This is a genomic window from Eubacterium sp. BL-380-WT-2B (genome assembly GCF_009696115.1).
Taxonomy (GTDB): domain Bacteria; phylum Bacillota; class Clostridia; order Eubacteriales; family Eubacteriaceae; genus Eubacterium; species Eubacterium callanderi.
The window spans coordinates 232,382-249,596 of sequence record NZ_VUMP01000006.1; the positions used below are offsets into that span (position 1 = coordinate 232,382).

Below are 17,215 nucleotides of genomic sequence, written 5' to 3' on the forward strand. Positions count from 1 at the left end.
CGCTTAAGTACAACTTAAACAAGCCGGCCCGCAGGCCGGCTGTTTACACGTACACAATATTGATGGATTTGTTGAGCTCCTTGAGCAAATTGATAAGGCGCTGGGTGATCTTCCACTTTGAGCTGAGCGCATCGGGGAAATCCGGGTTCTGGTGGGCCGGGTTGATGGAATTGCCCAGAATCAGATCCAGATGGGTGCAGTGGTTTACCAGCAGATCTGCCAGAATGGACGCGCCGTTGTTTCCCTCAAAGACTTCATGCCCCCGGCGCTTGTGGATATAATCCTCAATGATATTGACAGTTTCCTGGATGGTCAGCACCCCTTCGGTTACGAGGTCAATGGACTTCATACGGCCAACTGGCGGTACCCGTTCCGACATGGTGTCAAGATCAATATCGATTTTCTCATCGTACTCCCGGGACACAATATTGCTGGCGGTGCCGCCGCATACCACCTTTGTGCCCTTGGCTTCATCCAGAATCTCTCGGATCATCTGGTCCTTGGTCCGGTCCAGGGGCGGCCCTGAAAACAGCGTCACATACTGGTGCTCCTCGGCCTTCATCACCACAACTGTTGTGTCGTCGCCGGGCTCGCCGCCGTAAAGGTCATTGCAGGTCTCGATCATCCGCATGGAGATATCCTTTGAGGTGACCATTTTCTCATCATAGGTGCGTGCCAGAAGATAGTCGGCCGCGTCCTCCCACTGCCATCCGAAATTGAGCAGGGTTCCCACCCCGGCGTGGATCACACCGTCACTGAAAAAGCCAAGAACATCATTCTCCTCAATTTTCATGGTGGTTTCGTAGATCTGTTTGCCCTGGAACTCGATGGGATGGCGTTCCAGCTCTAAAATTTCCCCGTCCCGGATATAGACAATGGGCGGGTTGTCAAACTCAACGATATAAAGCCGCCGGGTTTTCCAGTAAACCTGGACGATGGTAAAGGTCGAGTAAGCCAGCTTCCGGACCTGGCAGACCGGGAGGGTGGCCTCCAGCGTTTCCACCACATCCTTGAGCGACATCTTGTCCTCCAGCATGGTCGCCGCAATGGTGGAGGTCATGGTCGCCAGGATATTGGCTTTCACACCGCTTCCAAGCCCGTCGGCCAGAACAACGATCACGCTCTCATCGTTGATGCGGATTTCCACATTATCGCCGCACAGCTCCTGGTGGTGCTTATTGATGCTGTCATGGGCAATATCGACAAAAAAAGCCATTATTCCTCTTCCTCTCTTGTTCCTACAACCTTTTGCAGCCGGGTCAGCGTAACTTTGGTCTCGGCAGTGGTTTCACCCAGCAGCTCTGCGATTTCATGGGCGACGCGCATCTGCTTGTCGATGACCTTCTGGGCCATATCCAGGGTTTCTTCCTGCATCTTCTGATATGCCCGTTCTTTTTTGATCTCTCTGGAGATGTCCACAAATATTCCCATGTACATCTTCTGTCCCGGGATATAGGTCAGAATTTCCATAAAATGGATATTGCCGCGGGCGTAAAGTCCCCGTCCGCTGTAATAATTGCCCTCGACATTGTCCAGCTTTTTGAACGGGTTGTAGTCAAAGACTTCAACGAAATTTTTGTGCAGCACATCGGTTTTGGCGGTCTTGAACAGCTTTTCGGCTGCCCCGTTAAAATCAACGATCCTGAAATCCTTGTCCAGCACCGCGATGGCGTTTGGCGTCGACGCGATAATTAAATTGGAGATGGCCTCGTTGCGGTTGCGCATAAAAGGCAGGCACATGTCCAGCTCTGCCATGCCGCAGTAAACCGCCGCGGCTTTTTCACGGCAGCTGTCATAACCGCAGGTACCGCAGTTCAGCTCGTCTTTCGGGGTGAATTTTCCTGTCTGCCGCAGAATTTCTTCAATGGCTTCCTCCGGCACACCCGCAAAGGGGTCCTTTTTCTCAACAGCGAAGCCACGGCTGAAATCTGGTGCCTGCTCCGGTGTTTCCGGGTCCTTCCGGGCATTATTATTAATGTAATCTGTCACGCGCTCGATCCGCTCATACTTGACCAGAGGGCTGTGGGTATTACCCGGGCCGTTGACACAGCCCTCGACGCAGGCGTTCATTTCGATCCAGTACTGGCCCTCCAGCTTACCGATATCATCCAGAAAGTCACGGCAGTTTTTGAGGCCGTCAATTTTTATGACCCGCCGGACGCCCTGCACACCTGGTACACTGGTCTTTTCCACACCTCCGGCCAGCGGATAGAAGCGCGCCACGTTACAGCCCGTCGCGTCAAAGCTGCCTGCTGGCATATCGGCTACATTAATCCCTTCTTCCTTAAACCACACATCCAGCTCATCAAAGGTCAGCACGCCGTCGATGATCGGACTGGCAGCGTCGACGGCTTCCATCTTCTTTGAGATGCAGGGCCCTGCGAACACAACTTTCGCGTTGGGATACCTTTCCTTCAGCATCATACCGTGAGCGGTCATGGGAGATACCACCTCACTCAGGTATTCCACCACATCGGGATAATATTTTTCGATCATCATGTTAACCGTCGGGCAGGAGGTTGTGATCACATGGCGTTTTGTGCCCCAGTAATCCTTGGCATAGTATTTTGAGACCTGCTCTGCCCCAATAGCAGTCTCCTCAATCACTGTAAATCCCAGAGCCCGCAGCCCGCCCAGTACCTGCAGCGGGTCTTCCGTATTAAACCCGGCGGGAAAGGACGGCGCCAAACTCAGAACCACCGGTCCCTCCTCCAGCCACTGCCTGATGCTGTCCACATCGCTGGCCACATATTTGGCATTCTGGGGACAAATCCGAAAACAGTTACCGCAGCCAATGCACAGATCCTCAACGATCTGAGCCTGATTATCCATCAGTTTAATGGCCTTTACCGGACAGTATCGAATACATTTATAACAATTCCGGCAGCTCGCCCTGGTAAAATTAATGACACCCATTATTTCCCTCCATTATCTGGTCAAACAGCTGGTCAACGCCCTCTGGCTTAACCGTATAAATATGATCGTCAACCTTGACAGCCACCCCGTCGCTGCAGGCGTCCAGACAGAAGGTACCCATCAGCTCCACTTCATTTTCGAGGCCCCGTTCAGCCACCAGCTCCTTGAAGCGCTGTACCACCTGATAGGAACCCTTGACATGGCAGGCACTGCCAATACAAATATGTATTTCCTTCATTTTTTACTCCTCAATATTGTTCTAATCCCTGTGTTCTTCTGACAGATTAATCCTAGCACGCCTGACAGCCCTTGTCAATTAGTACTGCCGCTTGAATTCTTCGCCATTTTCTGTTAAAATAGTCATATCGAAATCGTTTTAAAGATTTATCTATCCGAATTTTTTATCCTAAAGTCAATCCATGGATTCAAAATCGTCAGAGTGCAGCGGGAAACGGCTGTGCTTTCCATTGTGAGAAGGATAGATGATAAACGTGCGCACTGCGTTTATTTCCTCCTCGCAAATTATAATGGTATAGAAGATTATTCTTTTATATATTTAATTTTCATTATCAAGGAGGAAGAGAAATGAAAAAAAAATTAACACTGGTTCTGGCCGCGCTGTTGACGATGACCATGGTCATCGGCCTGGCAGGATGCAGCAGCAACAACAATACTGCTAAAACCGAAAAGCTGGAGCCAGGCTCCAACGGTGAAATTATTATGGCCACCACCACCAGCACACAGGACAGCGGTTTGCTTGATGTGCTCCTGCCCAAGTTTGAAGAGGAAACCGGCATTGCCGTAAAGGTTGTGGCCGTCGGAACGGGTAAAGCCATTGAAATGGGCAAAAACGGAGAAGCCGATGTGCTTCTGGTTCATGCAAAATCTCAGGAAGAGGATTTTGTCAAGGAAGGCTATGGCATCGAACGTTTTGACGTTATGTACAATGACTTCATTGTTCTGGGCAGTAAGGATGACCCGGCAAAACTGAAGGAAGTCGCTCCAAACGACGCGGTAAAAGCCTTCCAGACCATTGCTGAAACCCAGTCTGAATTTGTATCCAGAGGCGACAAATCCGGTACCCATACCAAGGAGCTGGGCCTGTGGGAAAAAGCAGGCGTTACCCCTGCAGGACAGCCCTGGTACATCGAATCCGGCTCTGGCATGGGCGACACCCTGAAAATGGCCAATGAAAAATTAGCCTATACCCTGTCTGACCGCGCTACCTGGTTAAATATGAAGGATAATCTGGATCTTGAAGTTGTTGTCGAAAAGGATGATAACCTGTATAACCAGTACGGAGTCATTGTCGTCAACCCTGACAAGGTCAGTGCTGAGCTGAACACCGACGGCGCCAAAAAATTCCAGGAATGGATTTTAAGCGACGAAGCGCAAAAGGCCATCGCTGATTATAAAATCAACGGCGAACCAACCTTTGTACCAAACGCCAGCAAATAAGCATTAACTGAATTTAGAATTTGTCAGCGTCCGTTTTTTCGGGCGCTGATTTTGAATTGACAGACTGACGAGGTTTCCTATGGATTATATTATCAATGGCTTCATTGAGGCCTTCCATCTTCTGATCTCCGGCGACCCGGAAATTTACCAGATTGTCGGGCTTTCCTTGTATGTATCCTTCTCCTCCACCATTTATTCCACTGTTCTCGGCGTGCCACTGGGCATCCTGCTCGGCATCAAGGAATTCAGGGGAAAGCGGATCGTATCCCGGCTGCTTTACACTTTTATGTCTTTTCCGCCGGTCATCATTGGACTGTTCACCTCACTGGTGCTCGCCCGCTCCGGTCCGTTAGGGCATTTAAAGCTCATGTACACGCCCACTGCCATGATCATCGCCCAGGTGATCCTCGTTACGCCTATTATCATGGGCATTGTGTTTAACGACACCACTGTCAACGGCCAGGTTGTGGTAACCATGGGTAAAACCCTTGGGGCAGGCGGCCGGGATATTCTCTTCCTGCTGATCCGGGAGCTTAAGGCCAGCATCATGATCGCTCTGGTCACCGGTTTCGGGCGGGCTGTATCCGAGGTCGGTGCTGTGATGATCGTGGGCGGCAATATAAAAAACTATACACGGGTCATGACCACCTTTATTGCCATGAACAATAACATGGGTGAATACGCTGTTTCCATCGCCATGGGCATTATTCTGCTGGTCATCTCTTTTGTCACGAATTCGATCCTGTACAAATATATGGTAGGAGACCCTTATGCAAATCGCGATTGAAAAACTCACCAAGACTTATCACGGAAAAACCGTCCTGTCACTGGACAGCCTGCGTCTTGAATCCGGAAAAATCCACGGAATTTTAGGACCTAACGGCTCAGGAAAAACCACCCTGATGAAATCTGTCGCCGGGCTTCTCGCCCCCACCAGCGGCGTCATCACTTACAATGGCCTCCCTGGTGATGAAACTGTGCTGAAAAAGCTGACCTACGCCAGCCACACCCCCTACCTTTTCGCCATGTCGGTCTATGACAACATCGCTTATCCCCTGAAGATACGCAAGTACGGAAAAGCTGCCGCCGCCCCCATCGTCGAGGGGCTGCTGCGGGAATTTAAAATCGAGGAGATCGCAAAGCAGAACGCCAAAAAGCTTTCCGGCGGCGAATCCCAGAAAACAGCCCTGGCCCGTGCGCTGTCCTTTTCACCAGATACCCTGCTTCTGGATGAGCCCACCGCCAACATTGACCCTCAGAGCCTGAAAATTATTGAAGCTGCACTGATTAAAAGAAACCGTGAAGCCGGACTGACCGTTATCATCATCACCCACAATCCAAGCCAGGCCTACCGCATCTGTGACTCCCTGAGCTTTATGGATTCCGGAAGGCTCCTCTTTAACGGCAGTGTCAAAGCCTTTAAAGCCTCGAAAAATCCAGTCATTCGGGATTTTATTACCTTAAACTAACGGGCAGCAAGCCCTCAGGAGGAACCAATGAACCAGCAAGCCAGTACCCGCGATAAAGATTGGAAAAAACGGATCATCCTTTTTTTAACCAGCCAGACCGTTTCCCTTCTCGGCTCTTCTCTCACCCAGTATGCCATCATCTGGTATGTCACACTGACCACCTCCTCAGGGCTTATGCTGACCATTTCCACACTTGTCACCTTTATTCCGCAGGTACTGATCTCCCTCTTTGCCGGCGTGTGGGCGGACCGCTATAACCGGAAACACCTGATTATCTGCGCCGATGCTCTGGTCGCCCTTTCCACACTGGGGCTGGCCTTCAGCTTTTTCGTGGGCTACCGGGAGTTATGGATTATCTTCCTGGTATCCGCTATCCGCTCGGTAGGCACTGGTATCCAGACCCCCACCGTCAACGCGCTCATTCCGCAGATCACGCCCAAAAGCATGCTTATGCGTGTGACCGGCTTTAACGGAAGCCTCCAGAACATGACCATGATTGTGGCTCCGGCGGTCAGTGGCGCCCTGCTGGCCACAGTGTCTGTGGAATCGACCTTTTTCATTGATGTTGTCACTGCCATCATTGGCATTTCCCTGCTGTCCATTCTCAAAATCCCACCCCACAAACGGGCTGAGTCTGCCAAGGACACGGGCACTGTTTCCGATTTAAAAACCGGCATTCTTTACGCTTACCGGCATTCTTTCATCAAGGTGCTGCTTGTTTTTTATGCGCTGCTCATGTTTTTAGTGACACCCACCGCCTTTTTGACCCCCCTTCTCATAGCCAGAACCTTTGGCGGGGAGGTATGGTATCTGACTGCCAACGAAGTCATCTACAGTGTCGGCGCCATGATCGGCGGCCTCGTCATTGCCGCCTGGGGCGGCTTTAAGAGCCGTGTAACCACCATTATGGTCTTTAGTACCCTGTGCGGCGTCTTCTGCCTGGGGCTTGGACTCTCACCAGTTTTTCCTGTCTTTTTAGGGTTTATGCTCTTTGTGGGGTTAACTGTTCCCTTTATCACCGCGCCCATCACCGTCCTGCTTCAGGAACGGGTGGAGGAAGCCATGCAGGGCCGTGTTTTCAGCCTTGTCCAGATTATGGCCGCCACAGCCTTTCCGATCGGCATGACAGTCTTTGGCCCATTGGCGGATATGGTTGACGTCCGGCTGATCATTATTGCTACTGGTATTCTCACTGCCCTCTGCGGTTTTATCGTTTATCACAATAAAATCCTCCGGTCACAGGAAAATTAGGCATTCTACTTTTAGAATTAACTTTTGTTTTAACAAGCGCCTTTTATTGAAAACTTAAAAATCAACAACTATATTTTTTGTTTGCAATTCCGTTACAATTGGATTTTCTTCTTTAAGAATTCGTTACATTTTAAGGAAATACGGTATGAAATAAGGTATAATATTTTCTAACAGCAGTTAACTGATCTTCACTATTTTACATTATTATGCTTAACGAAATCATTTCAGAAGGAGAATCACAGCATGAAAAAATTTATTCACAAATTTGTTCCTTCGCTTTTATGCGTCTGCCTATTGTTTGCCTATTCGCTGCAATTTGCACCGACCGTAAAGGCTGCGGAATTCTCACCAAGGACTGAAAAACCGGACTATTATTCTTATCCTTACAGCCAGTCCAGTGGAAATCCGTTTGAGTTAAACCCTTTGACGGGAGGTAATTGTACCTACTACGCCTGGGGCCGTGCTTACGAAATTCTGGGCTATCCGCTTCCAAATAAACAGGTGGACAGCAATCCAAACGGATGGGGAAGCTTCAGAAGCAATGCAAAGTATTTCTGGTCTGATAATAAAGAGCTTTACGACGAAGGCCGCGGCGGTTTTGCCTATGGGTCTGAACCTGCTGTAGGCGCCATTGCCGTATGGGACGGCTCAATAACCAATGGCTGGTGCGGCCATGTGGCTGTTGTTGAGGAAGTCAATGGCAATGAGGTTGTCACTTCCAACTCTGGCTGGAGCTATCGTGATTTTTATATGGACTATGACAATGCCAACAGCATGGGCGGCAATTTCTTGGGTTATATTTATCTGTTAGACAATGCAGAACCAGAACCAACCCCTCAGCCGACTCCAGAGCCAACCCCTGAACCAACCCCTCAGCCGACTCCAGAACCAACCCCTGAACCGACACCTCAGCCGACTGCAGCGCCAACCCCTGAACCGACACCTCAGCCGACTGCAGCGCCAACACCTGAACCGACACCTCAGCCGACTGCAGCGCCAACACCTGAACCGACACCTCAGCCAACTGCAGCGCCAACGCCTGAGCCAACCCCTCAGCCGACTCCAGAACCATCGCCTCAGCCTGAAAAAGTCGAAACAACTGCGGATGTGGATGGCACCCAGGTAAAGGTCTCCGCAGACAGCAAGGTTCTGCCAGATGCGGAATTAAAGGTTTCATCCGTCAGCGATGAAGTTAAAAATAAGGCGGATCAGGCTGTAAAGAACAAACTGGACCCGGAAGCCGAAATTCTGGAAATCATGGATATCAAAGCCATTGATAAAACCACAAATGAAGAAAAACAGCCAGAAGGCGGGACTGTTTCTGTCGAGCTTGATCTGAATGAAAAATACAAGGATAATGGCGATATCAAAATCGTTCATTTTGATGACAGTAAGGATGAAGTAAATGTTGTTGACAATGCTGTAGCAGACAAAGACAGCAAAACCGTATCCTTCGAAGCACCACATTTCAGCTACTACGCAGCTGTCAAAACCCCGGTAGCCGCAACGGATGTCAAGCTGTCCAATGACTATCTGAAAATTCAGCCGGATGCCAGCACCACTTTAAAAGCAACTGTCAAACCTGCGAATGTCACCAATGCCGATGTTACCTGGAGTTCCAGTGACCCAAGCATCGTAACGGTTGATGAAAACGGCAAGGTTACGGCCATCAAAGAAGGCACCGCATCCGTTACCGCAACAACAGCCAATGGCAAGACCGCAACCTGCGAAATCGAAGTGAAAGCACTGGATTCAAACGAAGGCGCTGGTACCACCCAGACCTACAATGACGGTGGCAGCGGAGACGGCAATATTATTAAGAAGCTGGCCGCCACTGTTACAGGCACCAACCCGGATACCAGTATCCGTCAGGCTGCCCTGATGAACGGGGATGTTCCAGCCTGGATGATTCCTTCCATCATCGGCTTATTTGCTGGCGGCGGGATTCTCATCGGTGTGATTGCCCTGATCAAACGTAAAAGAAGCGAATAATACAAACCCATAAAAAACACTCCCTTTTCTGCAAAAGCGGAGTGTTTTTTATGGGTTCTTTTATTCTCCCTGGGCGTCAGTCATCTGCCGGAATCGCTTGGGCAGAGGAATGGACGCCGCGATGATAGCGCCGACACACATGGGGATAATGGCATCCACTGGAAAGCAGATGATCAGGAGCATGACAACGGCAATGGGCTTGCGCATAATAGCGCCAGCCACTGCTGCTGTTACCACAGCCACGAAGAAGGTCGCGTCGACCATTGGAAAAAGGGCGGCAAAGCCATAGCCTATACAGACCGCTGAAAAGATAATGGGAAAAATATTCCCGCCGCGCCAGCCAGTGCCGATACAGATATTGATCATTAAAAGCTTGACAATTCCTGTTAAAAACAGCAGCCATATGGGCAGGGTCTGCCAGATTTCCATCATTTCACCCATCTGATGTTCGCCCGCAAACATGGTAAAGGGCAGCAGCATTCCAACACCGCCTAAAACCAAACCGCCGATAATTCCCAGAAATACCTTGTGTTTTTCAAGAGGAGCGGTTACCACCTTGACACCCTTGGCAAAATAAAAATACAGAATGCCGCAGAGCGCACCCACAAGGGCAAGGGGCAGCATTGCCAGAAGCTCATTGCGCCCGATGGTGATGTGTCCAAAACGGCCAAGCCCCATACCGCCGCCAAACAATCCTGAAAGCAGAATGTATACACCAAAACCAGCAAAAATCGCGATAAAATACAATAAAATCTTTGAATTTTTGGGGATGGCCTGCCCACCCTTTTCGTCCTCAACCTGATTTACAAAACCAAAGAGAGGGGCGTGAAAGATAACACCCAGTGTCGCAGCGATCCCGACCTGCGCCAGATCTTCCACTTCCTCATAGGCATACTTAAACCGGTCAGCCAGCCAATAGCACAGTCCGGCGATCACACCGGTCAGCCCGGCTTCGGGCCCGAGGCTTCCGCCAAAAATGAGGGGTACCAGCGCACAGACTGCGATGACCGGCAGATTATCGTAGGGCAGGCGTTTGCCCTGTTTGATGGCCGCCATGTCTTCACTGAGCTCACTGGGACAGGGGCCGAACTTTGTCTGCAAAAGCCCCACAAGCAGCCCGCCGACGCCGCAGATCACCAGATTATAGACTGGGATATTAAATTTTCCGGGCAGCCAGGTCCAGAAAAAGTCAATGCCCAGATTCATCAGCCACAGCAGAAACCAGACAATGGCTCCGACCACTGCACCCAAAACAGCGATAAATATTCCAAGTGCAATATTCTTTTTTAATTTATTCCACACGTTATTCTCCTCCAGATTATTCAGAAAAAGGCACGCAAATATCATTGCGTGCCTTTATTATACTGTCATCAGTCCATTTTTGCAATATCTGTCCGGTAGCGTGCACCGTCAAACTTAATTTTATCTACCTGGCTGTAAACCTTGGCTCTCGCTGCCTCACGGTCTTCACCCAGAGCGGAAACACAGAGGACGCGCCCGCCGGCGGTTACCAGCCTGCCATCCTTGAGAGCCGTTCCGGCATGGAATACTTCGCAGCCTTCCACATCCTCAATCCCGGTGATTTCAAGACCTTTTTCGTAAGGTCCCGGGTATCCGCCGGAGGCAAGAACCACCGTCACTGCGGCTTCATCCTTCCACTTAATGTCACAGTCTGCAAGCTTGCCGTCAATACAGGCTTCCATAATGTCCACCAGATCGCTGTCCATGCGCATGAGCACGCTCTGGGCTTCCGGGTCGCCAAAGCGGACATTAAATTCCAGAACCTTGGGCATATCATTTTCGATCATCAGACCAATGAAAAGAATCCCTTTAAAGTCCATACCATCTGCTTTGAAACCCTCAATAATCGGTGTCAGAATGGTTTCTTCAATGCGCTTGTTCAGCACCGCGTTATCAAACAAAACGTTAGGAGAATAGGTACCCATACCGCCTGTGTTCAGGCCTTCATCGTTATCGTAGGCACGCTTATAATCCTGGGCGCTTTCCATAGGCACAATGACATTGCCATCGACAAAGCACAGCATGGAGGCTTCGCGGCCAGTCAGAAATTCCTCAACGACAACCTTGTCACCAGCAGCGCCAAATTCATGGTCAGCCATGATCATGTTAATGCCGTCTTTGGCTTCCTGCTCGTTTTCTACGATCAGCACACCCTTGCCGGCTGCCAGTCCATCGGCCTTGATAACCATCGGAAATCCGTAAACGCCGATATCTTTCATGATCTCATTGAGATCGGTATACTCCTTGTAGGCGGCTGTCGGAATGTTGTGGCGCAGGAGAAAATCCTTGGTGAAGGCCTTGCTCCCTTCAAACTCCGCACATTTTGCGTTGGGGCCAAACACCCGCATGCCCTCTTTCTCAAAGGCGTCGGTCATCCCCATTACCAGCGGCACCTCAGGGCCCACAACGGTCAGGTCAATGCCTTTTTCTCTGGCAAATTTTACGCAGCCGTCAATATCTTCCACCGAAAGGTCAACACACTCGGCAATTTTGGCCATGCCTCCGTTTCCGGGGGCACAGTAAATTTTATCTACCTTTGGGCTCTGGGCAATTTTCCAGGTGAGCACATGCTCACGTCCACCCGAGCCGATTACTAATACTTTCATGTCGTTTCTCCTCTGAGCTTAGCTGTGTTTAAAGTGGCGCATGCCTGTAAATACCATGGCAATGCCGTTTTCATTACAGACCTTGATGGAGTCTGCGTCGCGTCCTGCGCCGCCCGGCTGGATAATGGCTGTAATGCCTGCCTTGGCCGCTGCGGTAGCGCAGTCGTCAAACGGGAAGAAAGCGTCCGATGCCAGCACAGCACCCTTTACCTTTTCCCCGCCGTGTTCAATGCAGTTTTCCAGCGGCCAGATCCGGTTAACCTGTCCTGGTCCGTTGGCGACCATACATTTATCCTTGGCCAGGGTGATGGCGTTGGATTTGGTATTCTTAACAGCCTTCCAGGCAAAGAGCAGGTCTTCCATTTCCTTGTCGGTAGGCTTGCGGTCTGTGACTACCTCCAGCTTTTCATAATCTTTGGTATCACGTTCCTGGATTAACAGGCCGCCAAGTACTTTTTTGGTTTCATAGCCTGGTTCGCTGTACAGAATATCGTCCAGCTTGAGCACACGGAGGTTTTCCTTGGTGCTCAGCACTTCCAGAGCTTCGTCGGTATAAGCTGGCGCTACAATGACTTCCAGGAAGATTTCAACCATCTGTTTTGCCGTATCCGCGTCAATCTCACGGTTTGACGCGATGATTCCGCCGAAAATGGAGGTTGGGTCCGCTTCATAGGCCTTTCTGTAGGCTTCTGAAATGGTTTCGGCACTGGCCACACCACAGGGATTTGCATGCTTAACCGCAACGATGGTCGGTTCGTCAGTGTATTCCTTCAGGATTTCAAGGGCACCGTTGGTGTCGTTGATATTATTGTAGGATAATTCCTTGCCCTGAAGCTGTTCAGCAGCTGTCAGAGCACCCCTGGTCACGCCGATTTCCTTGTAGAACGCCGCCTTCTGGTGCGGATTTTCGCCGTAGCGGAGATCCTGCACTTTTTCGTAGGTCATGGTGACGGTATCTTTTAAAACATCACCGCCGACACGCTTTCTGAGGAAATCTGAGATCATGGTATCATAGGCCGCAGTGGTTTCAAAAACCTTTAACGCCAGACGGTAACGGGTGTCATAGCTGGTAGCGCCGTCCTTTTCCAGTTCGTTTAATACAACGTCGTAATCTTCCGGGTCTACGACAACCGTAACGTCGTTAAAGTTTTTGGCAGCTGAACGCAGCATGGTCGGTCCGCCGATATCAATATTTTCAATGCAGTCCTCAAAGGCAACCCCTTCCTTCAAGATGGTGTTTTTGAAAGGATACAGGTTGATGACCAGCAGGTCGATGGGTGTGATGCCCAGTTCTTTGATCTGTCTCTGATGGTCTTCATTATCACGGATATTTAAGATACCGCCGTGAATCTTGGGATGCAGGGTCTTGACGCGGCCATCCAGGCATTCCGGAAAGCCTGTTACGTCGGAAACGCCGATAACATCCACACCCGCTTCACGCAGGGCTTTTGCGGTACCGCCGGTGGACAAAATTTCCCAGCCCATACCGGCCAGCTTCTGTGCGAATTCAACAATACCCGTTTTGTCTGATACACTGATTAAAGCTCTCATAGTTTCTCCTCCAAGTTTTTGATCGTTTTATTTAAACCGCAGCAAACCCTATTGTTCGCTGGTTATCTTTGTTTTTCTGCCCTCCACGGTTATGTGGCCCAGACAGTACTGCTCCACCACCCAGGGCAGCAGTGTGTGCTCAATTTCAAGCACCTTTTTCTGAATGGATTCCGGTGTGTCATCGTCCGCAACCTCAACGGTTTTCTGAGCGATGATCGGGCCTGCGTCCGCCTCCTCATTGACAAAATGAACCGTTGCGCCCGTGACCTTAACGCCGTAGTCAATGACCGCCTCATGCACATGCAGCCCATAATATCCCTCACCGCAGAAGGATGGGATCAGGGCTGGGTGGATATTGACAATCTTATTGGGGTAGGCTTCCACAAAGGCCGGGGTAATGATCTTCATGTAGCCTGCCAGCACGACCAGCTCAACGCCTTTATCCTTTAAGGTTCGGATAATCTCGGCATTGAAGGCGTCGTAATCCTCAAAATCCTTTTCCAGCACCACAGCAGTTGGTATCCCGCTGTTCTGCGCTCTTGTCAGACCATAGGCTTCCGCGTTGTTGGCAATGACAACGGCGATTTCGCCCGATTTATGATGAACCCTGTCGATGACGGCCTGGAGGTTTGTCCCTCCGCCGCTCACCAGTACGCCTATTTTTGTCATAATATAATCTTTTCGTCGCCCCTGACCACTTCGCCAAGAACCACAGGCTTTTCACCCTTATCCTTTAAGGCCTGCACAAAGCCGTCCGCCTGATCCGCCGGCAATGCGGAAACCAGTCCGATTCCCATGTTAAAGGTAGAGTACATGGCTTCATCTGTGATATTGCCCGCTTCCTGAATAAACTTGAAGATTGGCAGGGTATCGATGGCAGCGGTGTCCACCTTGGCACACAGGCCCTCCGGAATCATTCTCGGAATGTTTTCGTAGAAGCCGCCGCCGGTAACGTGGCTCATGCCTTTAACGCCGTAAGGTGCAAGCAGATCCTCAACGGCCTTGACATAGATACGGGTCGGGGTGAGCAGCGCTTCACCCAGGGTGCCGCCCAGCTCGTCAACCTTCGTATGGACATCCATCTTCAGGTCCTTAAAAAGCAGCTTGCGCACCAGTGAAAAGCCATTGCTGTGAACGCCGGAGGACGGCAGGCCGACCAGAACGTCCCCTTCCGCGATGCTCTGACCTGTGATGATTTCATCCTTTTCGACAACGCCAACGGCAAAGCCGGCCAGGTCATAGTCATCCAGACTGTACATATCCGGCATTTCAGCGGTCTCGCCGCCGATCAGCGCCATGCCGCCCTGGACACAGCCCTCAGCCACACCGCTTACAATCTGCGCGATTTTTTCCGGATAATTTTTGCCGCAGGCAATGTAATCCAGGAAAAACAAAGGTTTTGCCCCCTGGCATAAAATATCATTCACACACATAGCCACCGCGTCAATACCGATGGTATCATGCTTATCCATCATGAAGGCAATCATCAGCTTGGTGCCGACGCCGTCGGTACCGGAAACCAGGACGGGCTTCTTGTAGCCCTCGGGCAGCTCGATCAAACCGCCGAAGCCTCCTAAATGAGATAAAACATATTGGTTAAACGTTCTTTGAACGTCTGCTTTCATTAACTTGACAGATTCATAACCAGCCTCGACATCTACGCCTGCTGCCTTGTAAGCATCTGTTTGTGCCATCTTTTCTCTCCTTTTAATCATCTTTTTTTAAGACAGGGACTTCCATGGGGTAGTCGCCGTCAAAACAGGCCCGGCAGTACTCTGTGCCGCCTCCGACGGATTCGTTTAAGCCGTCGAGGCTGATATAGGCCAGTGAGTCCGCACCCAGAATCCCGCGGATTTCTTCCACCGATTTCTTGGCGCCGATCAAATATTTACGTTTTGGGGTATCAATGCCAAAATGACAGGTATGGGATACCGGCGGACTGGTCACGCGGAAATGCACTTCCTTTGCGCCGCCGCTTCTCAATATTTCAACAAGCCGTTTGGAGGTTGTCCCCCTTACGATGGAGTCGTCAATAATGACTACCCGCTTACCCTCAATGGTATCTCTCAGCGGATTCAGCTTCAGACGCACGCCTTCTTCACGCAGCTTCTGGTTGGGCTGGATAAAGGTCCGCCCGCTGTATTTATTTTTAATCAGGCCCATGCCATAGGGAATGCCTGATTCCTCCGCGTATCCGATGGCTGCCGGAATACCGGAATCCGGTACACCGATCACCACATCTGCCTCCACAGGGCTTTCCCTGGCCAGGATACGCCCAGCGGTATGGCGGGCCTGGTAAACACTGCGCCCTTCCATGACAGAGTCGGGACGCGCAAAGTAAATCTGCTCAAAAATACAGGCTCTCTTGCTGGCCCAGTTATTCTGCCCATAGCTCTGAATACCATTTTCATCAATGACGACAATTTCACCCGGGTTCAGGTCGCGAATCAGCTCGCCGCCAATGGCGTCGATGGCACAGCTCTCAGAAGCGAGCATGTACATGTCATCTTTTTTGCCAAGGCAGATCGGACGCAGGCCGTATGGGTCGCGGACACCGATGAGCTTATCCTCCAGTGTGATCACCAGCGCAAAACCACCCTTGATGATCTCGACCATACGCTGGATGGCCTCAATCACGCCGTGGCGCAGGCCCCTTGCCAGAATATCAACCATGACCTCTGTGTCGATGGTGGTCTGGAAAACAACGCCGGAATCCTCCAGCATATCCCTCAGGGCCTTATCGTTTACCAGGTTGCCATTGTGAGCCAGAGCAATCTGGGTCGATTTCAGGCTGACCGTTAACGGCTGGGCGTTGGTCACGCCGCCCTCGCCTGAGGTCGAATAGCGCACATGGCCGATTCCCAGGTTCCCCTTCATGGATTTCAGGACATTCCCCTTAAAGACATCTGCCACAAGGCCGAGATCCTTATGGGTTGTGATCCTGCCATCACGGTTAACCGAGATGCCCGCACTCTCCTGCCCCCTGTGCTGAAGCGCATACAAGCCATAATAGATATAAGAAGCGCAGTTTGTCTCACGACTCTTACAATACACACCTACGACGCCACATTCGTCATGAAATTTGTCTTCTCTCATTGATTCGTTCTTCCTCCAAAAATGGAATCATGCTGTCATCCATTGAAACACACTCTATACCGTATTCCGTAAATATTTCTTTGGAGCAGGCGCTGTTTTGCGCCAGCTCCGTACAGTCTGTTGACAAATCGTAATGAGTACGGGCGATTAGCCGTTGACTCTCTTTAACATTTCTTCGTAAGCTTCTTCAATACCGCCGAGGTCACGTCTGAAACGGTCCTTATCCAGTTTTTCTCCGGTGTTTACATCCCAGAAACGGCAGGTATCCGGTGAGATTTCGTCGGCCAGAACAATCTGTCCGTCGTTGGTTTTACCAAACTCAATCTTGAAGTCGATCAGGTTAATGCCCTTTTCCAGGAAGTATGCTTTCAAAATCTCATTGATCTTCATGGTCATTTCGCGGATAGCGTCCAGCTCTTCCTGGGTTGCCAGCTTCAGGGCAGTGGCATGATTGTCGTTGATGACTGGATCGCCGTAGTCGTCATTCTTATAGCAGAATTCAAAGATTGGGGCTTCGAGAGCCTGTCCTTCTTCAAATGGAAGGCGCTTGCAGATGGAACCGGCAGCGGTGTTGCGGATGATCACTTCCAGTGGGAAGATGGTAACAGCCTTAACCAGCTGTTCATTGTCTGACAGCAGTTCGATGAAATGTGTCGGGATACCCTTTTCTTCGAGCATTTTGAAAATGGTGGCAGTCATTTTATTGTTGATGACGCCCTTGCCCACAATGGTGCCTTTTTTTTCGCCATTTCCTGCGGTCGCATCATCCTTGTATTCGATGATAAACTGGTCCGGATCTTCTGTTTTAAAAACTTTTTTTGCCTTGCCTTCGTATAACTGTTCTAATTTCTGCAT

The 17,215-nt window shown here is 50.4% G+C and carries 15 protein-coding genes and 1 riboswitch; of the genes, 5 read left to right on the forward strand and 10 right to left on the reverse strand.

What is annotated here, in order from left to right; translation table 11 throughout:
- Positions 1 to 43 precede the first annotated feature (43 nt).
- From FYJ53_RS13495 to FYJ53_RS13505, 3 genes are read right to left on the reverse strand one after another with little or no spacing between them, the layout of a single operon-like run.
- Positions 44 to 1,216: a PP2C family protein-serine/threonine phosphatase gene (locus FYJ53_RS13495; RefSeq protein ID WP_013379524.1), complete on the reverse strand. Its 1,173-nt coding sequence runs from the start codon at positions 1,214 to 1,216 to the stop codon at positions 44 to 46.
- On the reverse strand, positions 1,216 to 2,916 hold the full coding sequence (locus FYJ53_RS13500; RefSeq protein WP_013379523.1) for a [Fe-Fe] hydrogenase large subunit C-terminal domain-containing protein: 1,701 nt from the start codon (positions 2,914 to 2,916) through the stop codon (positions 1,216 to 1,218). Before FYJ53_RS13500 ends, FYJ53_RS13495 begins: the two co-directional genes overlap by 1 nt.
- Positions 2,903 to 3,154, reverse strand: coding sequence for a (2Fe-2S) ferredoxin domain-containing protein (locus tag FYJ53_RS13505; RefSeq protein WP_013379522.1), 252 nt, complete (start codon positions 3,152 to 3,154; stop codon positions 2,903 to 2,905). The genes FYJ53_RS13500 and FYJ53_RS13505 overlap by 14 nt, the downstream gene beginning before the upstream one ends.
- 140 nt (positions 3,155 to 3,294) lie before the next feature.
- Positions 3,295 to 3,412: riboswitch (molybdenum cofactor riboswitch) on the forward strand.
- A gap of 89 nt (positions 3,413 to 3,501) precedes the next feature.
- Here FYJ53_RS13505 and FYJ53_RS13510 point away from each other — a divergent pair.
- The 5 genes from FYJ53_RS13510 to FYJ53_RS21515 all read left to right on the forward strand — a co-directional run bounded on the left by FYJ53_RS13510 (position 3,502) and on the right by FYJ53_RS21515 (position 9,086).
- Positions 3,502 to 4,374 carry a substrate-binding domain-containing protein gene (locus FYJ53_RS13510; protein WP_013379520.1) on the forward strand — a complete coding sequence of 291 codons (873 nt, stop codon included), beginning with the start codon at positions 3,502 to 3,504 and terminating at the stop codon, positions 4,372 to 4,374.
- A gap of 79 nt (positions 4,375 to 4,453) precedes the next feature.
- Entirely contained in the window at positions 4,454 to 5,161 is a 708-nt protein-coding gene (locus tag FYJ53_RS13515) for an ABC transporter permease (protein WP_013379519.1), read from the forward strand.
- On the forward strand, positions 5,145 to 5,843 hold the full coding sequence (locus FYJ53_RS13520) for an ABC transporter ATP-binding protein (protein WP_013379518.1): 699 nt from the start codon (positions 5,145 to 5,147) through the stop codon (positions 5,841 to 5,843). The genes FYJ53_RS13515 and FYJ53_RS13520 overlap by 17 nt, the downstream gene beginning before the upstream one ends.
- Before the next feature lie 27 nt (positions 5,844 to 5,870).
- Positions 5,871 to 7,094, forward strand: a complete 1,224-nt coding sequence (locus tag FYJ53_RS13525; RefSeq protein ID WP_013379517.1) for an MFS transporter — start codon at positions 5,871 to 5,873, stop codon at positions 7,092 to 7,094.
- Positions 7,095 to 7,337: 243 nt separating this feature from the next.
- On the forward strand, positions 7,338 to 9,086 hold the full coding sequence (locus FYJ53_RS21515; protein WP_013379516.1) for an Ig-like domain-containing protein: 1,749 nt from the start codon (positions 7,338 to 7,340) through the stop codon (positions 9,084 to 9,086).
- A 60-nt stretch (positions 9,087 to 9,146) separates the two neighbouring features.
- Here the strand turns inward: FYJ53_RS21515 and FYJ53_RS13535 are convergent, their stop codons facing one another.
- The 7 genes from FYJ53_RS13535 to purC all read right to left on the reverse strand — a co-directional run bounded on the left by FYJ53_RS13535 (position 9,147) and on the right by purC (position 17,215).
- Positions 9,147 to 10,388, reverse strand: a complete 1,242-nt coding sequence (locus FYJ53_RS13535; protein WP_371720660.1) for a chloride channel protein — start codon at positions 10,386 to 10,388, stop codon at positions 9,147 to 9,149.
- Between the two features lie 68 nt (positions 10,389 to 10,456).
- Positions 10,457 to 11,713, reverse strand: a complete 1,257-nt coding sequence (gene purD, locus FYJ53_RS13540; RefSeq protein ID WP_013379514.1) for a phosphoribosylamine--glycine ligase — start codon at positions 11,711 to 11,713, stop codon at positions 10,457 to 10,459.
- 18 nt (positions 11,714 to 11,731) lie between these two features.
- Positions 11,732 to 13,264 carry a bifunctional phosphoribosylaminoimidazolecarboxamide formyltransferase/IMP cyclohydrolase gene (gene purH, locus FYJ53_RS13545; RefSeq protein ID WP_013379513.1) on the reverse strand — a complete coding sequence of 511 codons (1,533 nt, stop codon included), beginning with the start codon at positions 13,262 to 13,264 and terminating at the stop codon, positions 11,732 to 11,734.
- A gap of 48 nt (positions 13,265 to 13,312) precedes the next feature.
- Positions 13,313 to 13,933 (reverse strand): phosphoribosylglycinamide formyltransferase, encoded by a 621-nt coding sequence (purN, locus tag FYJ53_RS13550; RefSeq protein ID WP_013379512.1) that lies wholly within the window; start codon positions 13,931 to 13,933, stop codon positions 13,313 to 13,315.
- Positions 13,930 to 14,958: a phosphoribosylformylglycinamidine cyclo-ligase gene (purM, locus tag FYJ53_RS13555; RefSeq protein WP_013379511.1), complete on the reverse strand. Its 1,029-nt coding sequence runs from the start codon at positions 14,956 to 14,958 to the stop codon at positions 13,930 to 13,932. Before purM ends, purN begins: the two co-directional genes overlap by 4 nt.
- 13 nt (positions 14,959 to 14,971) lie before the next feature.
- Positions 14,972 to 16,360 carry an amidophosphoribosyltransferase gene (purF, locus tag FYJ53_RS13560; RefSeq protein ID WP_038350727.1) on the reverse strand — a complete coding sequence of 463 codons (1,389 nt, stop codon included), beginning with the start codon at positions 16,358 to 16,360 and terminating at the stop codon, positions 14,972 to 14,974.
- 147 nt (positions 16,361 to 16,507) lie between these two features.
- On the reverse strand, positions 16,508 to 17,215 hold the full coding sequence (purC, locus tag FYJ53_RS13565; protein ID WP_013379508.1) for a phosphoribosylaminoimidazolesuccinocarboxamide synthase: 708 nt from the start codon (positions 17,213 to 17,215) through the stop codon (positions 16,508 to 16,510).

Bases quoted from the DNA above. Each gene is read 5' to 3' on its own strand.
- FYJ53_RS13495 (WP_013379524.1), bottom strand. From the start codon at position 1,216: ATGGCTTTTTTTGTCGATATTGCCCATGACAGCATCAATAAGCACCAC.
- FYJ53_RS13500 (WP_013379523.1), bottom strand. From the start codon at position 2,916: ATGGGTGTCATTAATTTTACCAGGGCGAGCTGCCGGAATTGTTATAAA.
- FYJ53_RS13505 (WP_013379522.1), bottom strand. From the start codon at position 3,154: ATGAAGGAAATACATATTTGTATTGGCAGTGCCTGCCATGTCAAGGGT.
- FYJ53_RS13510 (WP_013379520.1), top strand. From the start codon at position 3,502: ATGAAAAAAAAATTAACACTGGTTCTGGCCGCGCTGTTGACGATGACC.
- FYJ53_RS13515 (WP_013379519.1), top strand. From the start codon at position 4,454: ATGGATTATATTATCAATGGCTTCATTGAGGCCTTCCATCTTCTGATC.
- FYJ53_RS13520 (WP_013379518.1), top strand. From the start codon at position 5,145: ATGCAAATCGCGATTGAAAAACTCACCAAGACTTATCACGGAAAAACC.
- FYJ53_RS13525 (WP_013379517.1), top strand. From the start codon at position 5,871: ATGAACCAGCAAGCCAGTACCCGCGATAAAGATTGGAAAAAACGGATC.
- FYJ53_RS21515 (WP_013379516.1), top strand. From the start codon at position 7,338: ATGAAAAAATTTATTCACAAATTTGTTCCTTCGCTTTTATGCGTCTGC.
- purD (WP_013379514.1), bottom strand. From the start codon at position 11,713: ATGAAAGTATTAGTAATCGGCTCGGGTGGACGTGAGCATGTGCTCACC.
- purH (WP_013379513.1), bottom strand. From the start codon at position 13,264: ATGAGAGCTTTAATCAGTGTATCAGACAAAACGGGTATTGTTGAATTC.
- purN (WP_013379512.1), bottom strand. From the start codon at position 13,933: ATGACAAAAATAGGCGTACTGGTGAGCGGCGGAGGGACAAACCTCCAG.
- purM (WP_013379511.1), bottom strand. From the start codon at position 14,958: ATGGCACAAACAGATGCTTACAAGGCAGCAGGCGTAGATGTCGAGGCT.
- purF (WP_038350727.1), bottom strand. From the start codon at position 16,360: ATGAGAGAAGACAAATTTCATGACGAATGTGGCGTCGTAGGTGTGTAT.
- purC (WP_013379508.1), bottom strand. From the start codon at position 17,215: ATGCAGAAATTAGAACAGTTATACGAAGGCAAGGCAAAAAAAGTTTTT.